The following is a 12,237-nucleotide window of genomic DNA, read 5'->3' as shown; positions in this document are numbered from 1 at the left end:
GAATACTGGTGGAATGCCGCCCCTATTGCCAAAGGGGACGGAATTCCCTTCGAAGGAGTCGAGGCCGCATGCTTGCGACGTACAGCCTCAGCCATAACGTCACTTTGATCCTTTGGGCGCTGATCAGCATCGCGTTTCTGATCGTGATGATCGCCCGATTCAAATGGAACCCGTTCGTCACGCTGCTGTTGTCATGCTTGCTGCTCGGCTTCCTGGCCGGGATGAAGTCTCCGGATATCATCAAAGCCATCACGAGCGGATTGGGCGGCACGCTGGGGACGATCGCGATCGTCATCGGCCTGGGCACCATGCTCGGCAAAATGATGGCGGAGTCCGGCGGCGCCGAACGCATCGCGACGACGCTGATCAACCTGTTCGGTGAAACCCGGGTTCATTGGGCGATGATGTTGGTCGGGTTCATCGTCGGCATTCCGGTTTTTTTCGAGGTCGGCGTCATCCTGCTCATTCCGATCGTGTTCATCGTGGCGCGCAAGACGAACATGTCCTTGCTGCAGATCGGCATCCCGGTGCTGGCCGGCTTGTCCACGGTGCACGGACTCGTCCCTCCGCACCCCGCCCCCATGATCGCGATCGACGCTTATCAAGCCAATCTAGGCCGGACGATCCTGTATTCGCTTATCGTCGGCTTGCCGACGGCGATCATCGCGGGCCCGCTCTTCGGCAAGATCATCGGACGCCGCATCCAGCCTCATCCGAACGAAGAGCTGGTCGAGCAATTTTCCTCCAAGGACACCCGCAAGCTCCCCGGTTTCGGAATCACGTTGTTCACGATCCTCCTGCCCGTCCTGCTGATGCTGGTCGGTTCGATCGCGAGCATCGCGGATCCGGACGACTCGAGCCCGCTGACGGCGATCGCCGAGTTTATCGGGCATGAGGTGATCGCGCTGCTGATCGCCGTCGTGTTCTCGTTCTTCTCCCTCGGGTTCTCCCGGGGCTTCACCAAAGACCAGGTGTCGAAGTTCGCCAGCGAGTGCTTGGCGCCCACGGCGACGATCATCCTCATCATCGGCGGCGGCGGCGCGTTCAAACAGGTGCTGATCAACAGCGGAGTCGGCGACGCGATCGCGGACATCGCCACGCAGGCGCACGTCAACATCATCCTGTTCGCCTGGTTCGTGGCGGCCTTGATCCGCGTCGCGACCGGTTCGGCCACGGTGGCGATGACGACCGCCGCGGGCATCGTGGCCCCCGTGCTGGCCATGAACCCCGGAGCCAACGTCGAACTTACGGTACTGGCCACGGGTGCCGGCTCCCTTGTCCTGTCCCACGTGAACGACGCGGGTTTTTGGATGGTGAAAGAGTTCTTCAACATGTCCGTAGCCCAGACGCTGAAATCGTGGACCGTGATGGAGACGATCCTGTCCGTGGTCGGACTGGCGCTCGCTCTGGTGCTCAGCGCGTTTATTTAATCGCGACGGACGACCCAGGAAAGAGGGAAGCGGTTCATGTACATGATCGGTGTCGATATCGGGACGACGAGCACGAAGGCCGTGCTGTTCGACGAAGCGGGGCGGGTCATCGCCAAGGCGGACCGGGGATACCCCCTGTATACCCCGACGCCGGCGATCGCGGAGCAGGATCCCGACCAAATTTTTCGGGCGGTCCTGTACACGCTCAAGCAGGTGATGGAGCAAAGCGGGGCGAGGGCCGACCAGGTGCTGTTCGTCTCTTTCAGCTCGGCCATGCACAGCGTGATCGCGGCGGACGCGGAAGGAAAAGCGCTGACTCCCTGCATTACCTGGGGCGACAACCGCAGCGCGGGAATGGCGGACCGGCTGAAGCGGGAGCTTCGCGGCCACGAGATTTACATGCGGACCGGGACGCCCATCCACCCGATGTCGCCGCTCCCCAAGCTGATGTGGCTGAAGCGGGAACGGCCCGATCTGTTCCGGGAAGGCGTCCGGTTCATCTCCATCAAGGAGTTCGTGCTGGCCCGCCTGTTCGGGGAATTCGTCATCGATTATTCCATCGCTTCGGCGACGGGCCTGTTCAATCTGGCGAAGCTGGACTGGGACGAGGAAGCGCTGGGGGTCGCGGGCGTGACGCGGGACCAGCTGTCCCGGCCGGTGCCGACGACCTATGCGCTCACCGGCATGGTTTCCGTATGGGCGTCCGAGACGGGGCTGGCCGCCTCCACGCCGTTCATCGTCGGGGCCAGCGACGGCGTGCTTTCCAACCTGGGCGTGAACGCGATCTCGCCGGGCGTCGTCGCGGCAACGATCGGGACCAGCGGCGCGATCCGCACCGTCGTCGACCGTCCGTTGACGGATCCGAAAGGACGGATCTTCTGTTATGCCTTGACGGAGAAGCATTGGGTGATCGGAGGAGCGGTCAACAACGGCGGCATTCTGTTCCGATGGGTCCGCGACGAGTTGGCCGGCTCCGAAGCGGAGACGGCCCGCCGCCTCGGCATGGACGCGTACGATTTGCTGACGGAGATCGCGGGCAAGGTGCCGGCGGGCGCGGACGGACTGCTCTTCCATCCTTACGTGACCGGGGAGCGCGCTCCGTTATGGAATGCCGACGCGAGGGGGTCTTTTTTCGGCTTGACCCTGCACCATCGGAAGGAGCATTTGATCCGGGCGGTGCTGGAAGGCGTCATGTTCAACTTATATACGGTGCTGCTGGCGATGCAGGAGCAGATGGGGCGGCCGACGCGGATTCACGCCACCGGCGGATTCGCCCGTTCGAAGCTGTGGCGGCAGATGATGGCGGACATTTTCGACCAGGAAGTCGTCGTGCCCGAAAGCTACGAAAGCTCCTGCTTGGGCGCGGCGGTGCTGGGGCTGTTCGCCGTCGGCCGAATCGATCGGCTGGAGCGGGTCGCGGACATGGTCGGCGCCACGCACGCCCACAAGCCGGACCCCGCGAACGCGGCCGTTTACCACCGTCTGCTGCCGATATTCATCCGGGTCTCGCGCAAGCTGACGGACGAGTACGAGGCGATTTCCCGTTTCCAGGAGTCGATCCGGTGAAACGCAAGCTGCTGCAATCGGAAACGGCGGAAAATGCCCAACCATTCGGGAAGCTCCTGACGGCGAAAGCCGAACGGGAGCTTTCTTCGTTTCGCGATCAGGGAGGAGCGTCGGCAGGAGGGGGTTCTTCCGCCTGCGTTTCGCCGGCCCAAGCGGTTGGGTTCGGCAACGGGCCGTCCGCCGTTTCCGGACGATCGTCCCGCCGGTTCTCGATCGTGTCTTGGTTTACGGTAGGAGTCCATAAAGGAACCGAGGCAGGCCCCGGCTTCGCGTTCGGATGAGGAGGAGGCACGCGATTGACAGCCGCCGGCCGCGTCTTCCCGCGCACCGCCGCGAATTCGATTGCCGCCATGACCAACCCGATCAACCAGGGAAACAGGTAATACATGACCCGGTATAGCATGAGGACGGCCGCGGAGGCGCCGGAATCCCAGCCGAGCCCCGCCAGGCCCATCAGCGCGGTCAAGTCGAAGCCGCCGATGCCGCCCGGGGCCATGCTCACCAGCCCGGCCACCGAGGAGACGAGATAGACGGCCAAGCCGTCCTCCAGGGAAATTCCGGGCAGCAAACGCGCCGCGACGAGCCAGAACGCCGTCCCGGCCAGAAGCCATTCGAGCAGGGAAGCGGCGACCGAGGCGAAGATCGTAACCCCGTCCACGGGTTTCCGTTCTTGGCGGATCCAAGCGGCCAGCCGGCGGCTTCTTTGGATCAGGATCAGCACGGGCAGCGACAAGGCTTCTCCCCAGACGATCCAGCGAATCCACGGATGGGCGGCCATCATCCCGCGGATCGGAAGCAGCCCCGCGATGCCGGCCCAGGAGAGCAGCGAAAGTCCCGTCACCGTGATCGTCGAGAGGAACGCGATCCACGTTGCGACCGTCCGCAGCGGGACTCCCCTTCTTCGGTAGAGGAGCGTGCGCAAACCCGCCCCGGCCAGGCCGGCCACGCCGATCACGCTGTTGGACGTATTGGCGATCCAGGCGAACCGGAAGGTCGTCCATCGTCCGATCGGAACCCGGTACCGCCAGCGGAGGATGAAATCGTAGCTGCAGACGGAAGCGACCGCGGCCAGGTTGCATGCCGCCAGCAGCAGGAGAGACGGCATGTCCATCCCCCGGATCGATCCCCATGTCGTCCTCCAATCGATTCGCGCGATTTCCCTTCGGCCTTCCCAATAAATCGCGGCGATGATGGCAGCAGGCACGAGCACATGGATCGCGCGGGACCGCGACAGCTTTCGCAGCCGTTCGGCCAAAGCGTCCTTCGTGAACCGTTTACGGTAAGCTTCCATGGATGGACCTCTCCAAATCTCGCGGAATGGGGATGTTCACCAGTATGCCCAGACTCCCTCTTCCGCAAAAAAGCCCGTTTAACGAATCGGCATCGCCCGATTTGCCGCGAACATGGTATCATGAAGGGACTTGACTCTAACACCGGTGTCAGGGTTTAGAATGGAAGCAGTTCGGGCGGAAGGAGGGGACGGCGGATGAAAATCGGGGAGTTGGCGGAAAAAACCGGCGTCAGCGTCCGGTCGCTGCGGTATTACGAACAGCAAGGGCTGCTGACTCCGCTGCGCCAGGTCAACGGCTACCGGGAGTATTCCCCGCTGGCGGAAGAGCAGGTTCGCACGATCCGGTTCTATTTGGAGCTGGGGCTGTCCACGGAACAGATCGCGGGCTTCCTGCATTGCGTGCTGAAGAATAAAGAAGCGTTTTGCGAGGAAGTGCTGCCGCTTTACCGGTCGAAGCTGGAGGAGATCGACGAACAAATCCGGCTGCTGACGAACATCCGCCGGAACCTGGAGGACCGCATCGCTTCCATTCTGCTCGAGCGAGATCCCGGCGAGGAGGCGTTACCATGAGCGTACTAGCGGTGAACGACGCGAATTTCGGATCGGCGATCCGCCCAAGCGGCACGACGCTGGTGGAGTTCGGGGCCCGGTGGTGCCCGCCTTGCAAGGCGCTGCACCCCATTCTGGAGGAGTTGTCCGAGCGCTATGGGGAACGGTTGGCCGTCATCCGGGTCGACTGCGACGATTCCCCCGAAACGGCCGGGCAATACGGCGTCATGTCGATGCCCACCGTGATCGTGTTCCACGACGGACAGCCGGTCGAGAAGCTGGTCGGACTCCGGCCGAGAAGCGCGTACGAAAGCGTGCTCGGGAAATACGAAGGATGATTGCGAAGGCGCCGCGTCCGGTCGATGCGGCGCCTTTGCATTGTCCCGATCCGGAGAGGATGAGAGGCAGGGAATTCCGGCGCGTTCCGCGAAAGGATAAGGAGCCGATTTCGATGGAAATGACGCTGCGAGAGTAACAGACCAAAAACGGCAGGAGGAATACGCATGACGTCATACGAAAACGCGTCCGTCGAGTCCGTCAGCCTCAGCGTAACCCATTCGTTCAGCAAATTTTCCCAAGACCGCATTTTCCTGATCGAAGGGATCGGCGCGGAAGGCGACGCGCACGCGGGTAAGACGGTCCAACACCGCTCGCGCGTCGCCGCCGATCCGAGCCGGCCCAACCTGCGGCAAGTCCACCTCATCCACTCGGAGCTGTTCGAGGAGCTTGGGACGCGAGGCTTCACGGTATCCGCCGGACAGATGGGCGAGAATATCACGACCCGAGGAATCGACTTGCTGGCGCTGCCCGCGGGAACCCGGCTGGAGATCGGGAACGCCGCCGTCGTGGAAATCACGGGTCTCCGGAATCCTTGCGCGCAGTTGGACCGGTTTCAACCCGGCTTGATGTCGGCCGTCCTCGATCGGGACGACAACGGAGAGCTCGTCCGGAAGGCCGGCGTGATGGGGATCGTGATCGCAGGAGGAGAAGTCCGTCCCGGCGACAGGATTCGGGTTCGGCTGCCGGAGCAGCCGTTTCGCCGGTTAGAACGGGTATAGACGGGGGGCGAAAAAGGTTGATCATCTGGATCAACGGCGCATTCGGGTCGGGGAAAACCCAGACCGCCCATGAATTGCATCGGAGACTTCCGAATTCCACGATCTATGACCCGGAGAATGTCGGGTATTTCCTGCGCAGAAAGCTGCCGTTCCGCCGTCATGACGACTTCCAGGATTACGAGCTTTGGCGGGAAATCAACTACTCGATGCTCCGTTACATCAGCCGGGAGCATGAGGGGACGATCCTCGTCCCGATGACGGTCGTCGTTCCTCGGTATTTCGAGGAAATCGTCGGCCGGTTAAGGGCAGACGGCGCGGACGTTCGCCATTTCGCGCTGCTCGCCTCCCCGGATACTTTGCTGCGAAGGCTGAGGAGCAGGGGGGAAGGGCCGAATTCCTGGGCGGCCCGGCAAATCGAGAGGTGCGTGGCTTCGCTGTCGGATGACAGGTTCCGCGAACATCTCGAAACGGACCGGATGACCCTCGAAGAGGTCGCGAACGCGATCGCTTCGTCGGCCCATCTCCCTCTGCTGCCGGATCGCAGAAGCGCGGCGAAGAAGGCGTACGACCGTCTGGCCACGCAGTTCCGGCATATCCGATGGATCAAATGAAAAATGTCGTTTTCATCATGCGAGAAAAGGGGAAATCGGGCCGCGATTTCAGCGGTTGAACGGGGAATTCGGCAATTCCCCCTTATGCTGCGTACGACGTATGATTACTTGATTGAATCTATTGGAGGTGAACTGCATGTACGAGTATATTTTCGTGGAGGCTTCGCCGGGAGGATTTTTCTCGGAAGCGACGCACCGGGAAACGATCTTGGAATTCGCCCGGAAGGGATGGCGCTTGGTTCAGGTGCTGCCCGCGGATTTCAACATGGAAGGCAGACCGAGGACGTACGAAATCATCTTCGAGCGGCCGCTGACGGATACGATCGAACCTTCGGAGAACGCGTAAAGACACGGGGGCCGCCGCGGCGGCCCGATCCGCTTCCGGAATGGCAGACCAAAGCCGTCGCCCCATGCATACGATGGGGAGACGGCTTTGGTTTTCGTTCTTTTTCTTGGTCTTTTTGGTCGGAATCGAACCCTTCTGCCAGTGATTTAATAAATCTATCACGCCGATAAAATAGCGGATAAATATATGACTCGATATGCAATAGTGTTACAATATGTCTATGTTGTGTAGGGATCCGCAAAACGTATGGAATAAGGAAGGTAATCATGGGCAATCAACAAACGACAACGGACGTGATCCTGATCGGCGCCGGCATCATGAGCGCGACGCTCGGGACGCTGCTCAAAGAATTGGCGCCGGACTGGGAGATCACGGTGATCGAGAAGCTCGGGAGCGCGGGCGAGGAAAGTTCGAACGCATGGAATAACGCGGGTACGGGGCACGCGGCCCTGTGCGAGCTGAACTACACCGTCGAAAAACCGGACGGTTCCATAGATATCAAGAAGGCGATCAACGTCAACGAGCAGTTCCAGGTCTCCAAGCAGTTCTGGTCCTATCTCGTGAGCAGGAATTTGATCCGCAACCCGCAAGATTTCATTACGCCGCTGCCTCATATGAGTTTCGTGCAAGGGCACAAGGACGTCGCGTTTTTGAAAAAGCGGTATGAAACGATGTCCGCCTGCCCTTTGTTCCAGGGGATGGAATACTCCGAAGATCCGGCCCGATTGGCGGAATGGATTCCGCTGATGATGAAAGACCGCGCCGGAAGCGAACCGATCGCGGCCACGAAAATCGATGCCGGGACGGACGTCAACTTCGGCGCTTTGACTCGTTTGCTGTTCGACCATTTGGAGAATCACAACGTCGAAATCAAGTACAAGCATAAAGTCGAAGACATCAAACGTACCCGCGACGGTTCGTGGGAGCTTAAGGCGCGGAACCTCGGCGACGGCTCAACTTCCCGCCACACGGCGAAATTCGTCTTTATCGGCGGCGGAGGCGGCAGCCTGCATCTGCTGCAGAAATCCGGAATTCCCGAAGGGAAGCATATCGGAGGATTTCCGATCAGCGGCCTCTTCATGGTGTGCAAAAATCCGGAAATCGTGGCTGAGCATCACGCGAAGGTGTACGGCAAGGCGAAGGTCGGCGCTCCGCCGATGTCGGTGCCGCACTTGGACACCCGGTACATCGAGGGCAAGAAGTCGCTGCTGTTCGGACCGTTCGCCGGCTTTTCGCCGAAGTTCCTGAAAACCGGTTCCGTGTTCGATTTGATCACGTCCGTCAAACCGCATAATTTGTTCACGATGCTCGCGGCCGGCGTGAAGAACGTCCCGCTCACCAAATACTTGATCCAACAGCTGATGTTGTCCAAAGAACAACGCATGGAAGAGCTGCGCGAGTTCATCCCGAACGCCAAGGGCGAAGATTGGGATATGGTCGTCGCGGGCCAGCGCGTGCAAGTCATCAAAGATACGGATGCCGGGAAAGGAACGCTCCAATTCGGCACCGAAGTGGTCAGCGCCGCCGACGGTTCGATCGCCGCGCTGCTCGGCGCTTCCCCGGGCGCTTCGACCGCCGTTTCCGTCATGCTTGAATTGATCCGGAAATGCTTCCCGCAGCACATGAAGGCGTGGGAGCCGAAACTTACGGAAATGATTCCTTCTTACGGCGTTTCGCTGCTCCAAAACCCGGAGCTGATCGAACAAATCCACGCTTCGACGTCGCAGGCGCTGGGGCTGGGCAAACCCCAGCCGGCGAAGGCGGAGCGCCAAACCGTCGTATCCTAAACCGATCCGTTCCGGCCGTTCGGCGGCCGGGAACGGCCATCCATATGGCAGCGGCAGTCCACACCCGGGCTGCCGCTGTCGGCGTATCGGCCCATCCTGCAGGACGGTGCAGGGAATATCGGGAAAGCGGGAGCGGTTCTTGCTATGCTTAGCAACGAAAGGAGGAGAAACATGGATACGCTCGCGAGGTTGAACGCAGCCATGGGGTATATCGAAGAGCACTTGGATTCATGGGACGTGAAGGAGGCGGCAAGAATCGCCTGCTGCTCCGAATACCATTTTACCCGGATGTTTTCTTTTCTCGCCGGCATCCCCCTCTCGGAATACGTCCGGCGAAGACGCCTGACGATGGCGGCGCTCGAGCTCAGCCGCGGCGGCGTCAAGGTGATCGACGCGGCGCTGAAATACGGATATGCCTCGCCGGACTCGTTCGCCAGAGCGTTCCAGAACATGCACGGGATTTCCCCTTCGGATGCCCGGGCGCGGGGACAGTTCCTGAAAGCTTTCCCGAGAATGACTTTCCAATTAACCGTTCGAGGAGGAGACGAAATGAATTACCGGATCGTGGATAAAGAGGCCTTCCGCATCGCGGGGATCAAGAAGAGGGTGAAAGTCGTATTCGAAGGAGTGAATCCGGAGATCGCGGCGATGTACGAAAGCTTGACTCCGGAGTGGATCCGCACGATCAAGGACCTGTCCAACATGGAGCCTTCGGGCCTCATCAGCGCTTCGGCGAATTTCGGCGAAGGCAGGATGGAGGAGAAAGGCGAGTGCGATCACCATATCGGCGCGGCCACGACGCTTGACGTGCCGGAAGGGATGGATCGATTGGAGGTGCCGGCTTCCAAATGGGCCGTATTCACGGCCGTCGGAACTTTCCCGAGCGCCCTGCAGGATGTCTGGGGCCGGATCTATTCCGAATGGTTCCCGTCCACGGATTACGAGCTGAGCGCAGGGCCGGAAATCCTCTGGAACGAAGGGAAAAACACGGATTCGCCGCAATACAAAAGCGAAATCTGGATCCCCATTAAGCAAAAATAAAAGCATCGGCATCCCCGATTCCCGCGTTCGCGTGCAACGTTTCCGATAAGGCAGCGTCTAATCTGGAGTGCCGGTCATTACCGGACAATCGGAAAGCACGAAGGAGAACGCGGCGAGGATGTTCGGAAACGCGGTTGCCGAAAATAAAACGAAGATTTTCCTTTCCTTGGGGATCGCGGTCATGTTCGCGCTGCTCTGCGCGCTGTTGCCGCGGATCGCCGCCCCGGGAGAGGGGCCCGGCGTCGAAGAGAAAGGGCCGCGTGCGTATGCGTACGGCGTCGTGAAAGCTTTGGGCGGGGGCATGGAGCTTCATTATCTCCGCGTCCAACCGTCCAACGTCCTTCCCGAGGCCGTACATGGCAACGTCGTCTCCACGCCTTACTATGGCATCAACGGGGGTTTCTTTTACCAGAATGACCTGCTGAGCATCGCCGTCGTGAACGACGTTCCGGTGAACGGGCAAACGGGCGGTTACGGCGCGGGCGGGGCCAACGTGAAGTACGCGAGAGGAACGCTCGTCTGGGACGGCGCGGCGAACGCGCTGAGCGTGCAGGTGGTGCGGGACGCGGCGGAAATCCGGGTAACGGACCGCTCGCGCTACTGGGCGCAAGGGGGCGTCAGCATGAGCCTGGGATCGGACGATCGTTGGGCGGAGCAGGCCGCGCACGAAAACGCGCCGTTCGCCGATGAAGCCCGGCTGCGTTCGGCGGCGGTTTACGACGCGGACGGGAATTTGTACTTGATCGTAAGCGCGACGCCCGGCACGCTGGCCGAATTCCGGGAAACGGTGAAGACGAGGATCGGGGGAGGACGGTTGGTGGACGGCATTTTCCTGGACGGGGACGGCTCGTCGCAACTTCGCTCCAGAGAAGCGAAGCTGACGGGCGACGGCCGTCCGGTCGTCCAGATGCTCCGGCTGCTGGTTTAAGCCGCCGGGGCCCGGATTAAGGCTCGACTCGCAGACGGATCACGTTCCACGAGGCTTTGGCCAGCGAGGCGCCCACGCGGGAACCGTCCACCTTCGCGCTGCCGCCCGCGCGGGGCGAGACGCGCGCCGGGTCCGCCGCCGTATTGACGGCCTTCAGGTCGGCATGATCCAGCACCAGGTGCTCGATCAAGGAGCAAGCCCCGAAGCTGCGCAAATCCGCTTCGAACCGAAGCTCCTCGTCCAAGCTGCGATTGACCGCGAAAATCGTGATCTCGCCGCTCTCTTCGTTATGAACCGCAACGGACTCCAAATACGGAACGTCGGTGATTTCTTTGGTGTCGTATTTCGGCGATTGCACGAGCGGCACCAACGCCCGGCCGCGGCCGTACAAAGAGGCGTGCATGTACGGGTAGTAGATGGTTTGGGCCCAAGCCGCGCCGCCGTTCTCCGTCATGATCGGGGCGATGACGTTCACGAGCTGGGCCAGGCACGCGATCCGCACCCGGTCCGAATGCTTGAGCAGGCTGATCAGCATGCAGCCGACGACCAAGGCGTCTTCCATCGTGTACACGTCCTCGAGCTGGGGCGGGGCCACCTGCCACGGCTCGAGTTTTTTGTCCGATTCGTGGGAGTGGAACCAGACGTTCCATTCGTCGAAGGACAAATACATCGTTTTTTTGCTGCGCTTTTTGGCTTTGACGTAATCGCAGATCGCCGACACGCTGCGAATGAAATCGTCCATCTGCAACGAACGGGCCAGGAACGTCGGCGTATCGTTGTCCGCGTTGCCGTAGTACGTATGCAAGGAAAGATAATCCACGTGCTCGTACGTATGGTCGAGCACCGTCGCTTCCCATTCCGCGAACGTCGCCATGCCCAGCCCGGAGCTGCCGCAGGCCACAAGCTCGATGGAAGGATCGGTCCATTTCATCACTTTGGCCGCCTCGAGGGCGATCCTGCCATACTCTTCCGCCGTTTTGTGGCCGATTTGCCAAGGGCCGTCCATCTCGTTGCCCAAGCACCACGTTTTGATGCGGTGCGGTTCGCGGTAGCCGTGGCTGACCCGCAGGTCGCTCCAATAGCTGCCGGACGGATGGTTGGCATATTCGACCACGTTCCGCGCGTCTTCGATCCCCTGCGTCCCCAGATTGATCGCCCACATGACCGAGGAATCCGCGGCTTTGGCCCAATCGGCGAACTCGTTCAGGCCGAACCGGTTCGGTTCGACCGTCCGCCAGGCCAGCTCCAGACGGCGCGGCCGGTTCTCCACCGGACCGATGCCGTCTTTCCAGTCGTATCCCGACACGAAATTGCCGCCCGGATAACGGACGATCGGAACGCGAAGCTCCTTCACCATCCGCAGGACGTCCCGGCGGAATCCGCGATCGTCGGCTTCCGGATGGCCCGGCTCGAAAATGCCTCCGTACACCGCGCGGCCCAGATGCTCGATGAACGATCCGTACAGCCGGTCGTCGACCTGGCCGATCGCGAAATCTTTGTCGACGATCATTTTGGCGGATAATGCCATGTTTACGCACCTCACAATAAATTTATGTATTTATGAATCCAAAAATATAGGAATTCTACGAATATTAAACTACAGTTCAATCCGATGTGCAATATCCGACAG

12 protein-coding genes are annotated in these 12,237 nt (G+C 60.7%); 10 read left to right on the top strand and 2 right to left on the bottom strand.

What is annotated here, in order from left to right; genetic code table 11:
* The first annotated feature begins 68 nt into the window (after window positions 1-68).
* Both PTZ19_RS11145 and gntK read left to right on the top strand, forming a co-directional pair.
* On the top strand, window positions 69-1,430 hold the full coding sequence (locus PTZ19_RS11145) for a GntP family permease (RefSeq protein WP_276354465.1): 1,362 nt from the start codon (window positions 69-71) through the stop codon (window positions 1,428-1,430).
* A 36-nt stretch (window positions 1,431-1,466) separates the two neighbouring features.
* Window positions 1,467-2,996 (top strand): gluconokinase, encoded by a 1,530-nt coding sequence (gntK, locus tag PTZ19_RS11140; RefSeq protein WP_276354463.1) that lies wholly within the window; start codon window positions 1,467-1,469, stop codon window positions 2,994-2,996.
* A gap of 97 nt (window positions 2,997-3,093) precedes the next feature.
* On the opposite strand, the gene PTZ19_RS11135 is transcribed toward gntK, so the two are convergent.
* On the bottom strand, window positions 3,094-4,287 hold the full coding sequence (locus PTZ19_RS11135; RefSeq protein WP_276354461.1) for a lysylphosphatidylglycerol synthase domain-containing protein: 1,194 nt from the start codon (window positions 4,285-4,287) through the stop codon (window positions 3,094-3,096).
* A gap of 195 nt (window positions 4,288-4,482) precedes the next feature.
* Between PTZ19_RS11135 and PTZ19_RS11130 the strand changes: the two genes are divergently transcribed.
* The 8 genes from PTZ19_RS11130 (at window position 4,483) to PTZ19_RS11095 (ending at window position 10,607) form a co-directional block, all read left to right on the top strand.
* Entirely contained in the window at window positions 4,483-4,857 is a 375-nt protein-coding gene (locus tag PTZ19_RS11130; protein WP_276354460.1) for a MerR family transcriptional regulator, read from the top strand.
* Entirely contained in the window at window positions 4,854-5,174 is a 321-nt protein-coding gene (locus tag PTZ19_RS11125) for a thioredoxin family protein (RefSeq protein ID WP_276354458.1), read from the top strand. Before PTZ19_RS11130 ends, PTZ19_RS11125 begins: the two co-directional genes overlap by 4 nt.
* A 165-nt stretch (window positions 5,175-5,339) precedes the next feature.
* Window positions 5,340-5,894 (top strand): MOSC domain-containing protein, encoded by a 555-nt coding sequence (locus PTZ19_RS11120; protein WP_276354457.1) that lies wholly within the window; start codon window positions 5,340-5,342, stop codon window positions 5,892-5,894.
* A 17-nt stretch (window positions 5,895-5,911) separates the two neighbouring features.
* Window positions 5,912-6,505: an AAA family ATPase gene (locus PTZ19_RS11115; protein WP_276354456.1), complete on the top strand. Its 594-nt coding sequence runs from the start codon at window positions 5,912-5,914 to the stop codon at window positions 6,503-6,505.
* Between the two features lie 136 nt (window positions 6,506-6,641).
* Window positions 6,642-6,851, top strand: a complete 210-nt coding sequence (locus PTZ19_RS11110) for a DUF4177 domain-containing protein (RefSeq protein ID WP_276354453.1) — start codon at window positions 6,642-6,644, stop codon at window positions 6,849-6,851.
* A gap of 266 nt (window positions 6,852-7,117) precedes the next feature.
* Entirely contained in the window at window positions 7,118-8,638 is a 1,521-nt protein-coding gene (locus PTZ19_RS11105) for a malate:quinone oxidoreductase (RefSeq protein WP_276354452.1), read from the top strand.
* A gap of 171 nt (window positions 8,639-8,809) precedes the next feature.
* The gene (locus PTZ19_RS11100) at window positions 8,810-9,679 is read left to right on the top strand and encodes an AraC family transcriptional regulator (protein ID WP_276354451.1); all 870 of its coding nucleotides are present in this window, start codon (window positions 8,810-8,812) and stop codon (window positions 9,677-9,679) included.
* Between the two features lie 118 nt (window positions 9,680-9,797).
* A complete protein-coding gene (locus PTZ19_RS11095) occupies window positions 9,798-10,607 on the top strand; it encodes a hypothetical protein (RefSeq protein WP_276354450.1) in 810 nt (269 codons plus the stop codon).
* Between the two features lie 16 nt (window positions 10,608-10,623).
* Here PTZ19_RS11095 and arfA read toward each other — a convergent pair whose 3' ends face one another.
* Window positions 10,624-12,135, bottom strand: coding sequence for an arabinosylfuranosidase ArfA (gene arfA / locus PTZ19_RS11090; protein ID WP_276354449.1), 1,512 nt, complete (start codon window positions 12,133-12,135; stop codon window positions 10,624-10,626).
* Between the last annotated feature and the right edge of the window lie 102 nt (window positions 12,136-12,237).

It is taken from the genome of Cohnella caldifontis, assembly GCF_029360585.1.
Lineage (GTDB): Bacteria > Bacillota > Bacilli > Paenibacillales > Paenibacillaceae > Cohnella > Cohnella caldifontis.
The sequence above is the reverse complement of the archived record's forward strand: the minus strand, read 5'-3'. Positions and strand labels throughout refer to the sequence as shown.

Excerpts from the sequence above, each read along its gene's own strand:
- PTZ19_RS11125 (WP_276354458.1), top strand. The coding sequence starts at position 4,854 with ATGAGCGTACTAGCGGTGAACGACGCGAATTTCGGATCGGCGATCCGC.
- PTZ19_RS11100 (WP_276354451.1), top strand. The coding sequence starts at position 8,810 with ATGGATACGCTCGCGAGGTTGAACGCAGCCATGGGGTATATCGAAGAG.
- PTZ19_RS11135 (WP_276354461.1), bottom strand. The coding sequence starts at position 4,287 with ATGGAAGCTTACCGTAAACGGTTCACGAAGGACGCTTTGGCCGAACGG.
- PTZ19_RS11130 (WP_276354460.1), top strand. The coding sequence starts at position 4,483 with ATGAAAATCGGGGAGTTGGCGGAAAAAACCGGCGTCAGCGTCCGGTCG.
- PTZ19_RS11110 (WP_276354453.1), top strand. The coding sequence starts at position 6,642 with ATGTACGAGTATATTTTCGTGGAGGCTTCGCCGGGAGGATTTTTCTCG.
- PTZ19_RS11145 (WP_276354465.1), top strand. The coding sequence starts at position 69 with ATGCTTGCGACGTACAGCCTCAGCCATAACGTCACTTTGATCCTTTGG.
- PTZ19_RS11120 (WP_276354457.1), top strand. The coding sequence starts at position 5,340 with ATGACGTCATACGAAAACGCGTCCGTCGAGTCCGTCAGCCTCAGCGTA.
- PTZ19_RS11105 (WP_276354452.1), top strand. The coding sequence starts at position 7,118 with ATGGGCAATCAACAAACGACAACGGACGTGATCCTGATCGGCGCCGGC.
- arfA (WP_276354449.1), bottom strand. The coding sequence starts at position 12,135 with ATGGCATTATCCGCCAAAATGATCGTCGACAAAGATTTCGCGATCGGC.
- PTZ19_RS11095 (WP_276354450.1), top strand. The coding sequence starts at position 9,798 with ATGTTCGGAAACGCGGTTGCCGAAAATAAAACGAAGATTTTCCTTTCC.
- gntK (WP_276354463.1), top strand. The coding sequence starts at position 1,467 with ATGTACATGATCGGTGTCGATATCGGGACGACGAGCACGAAGGCCGTG.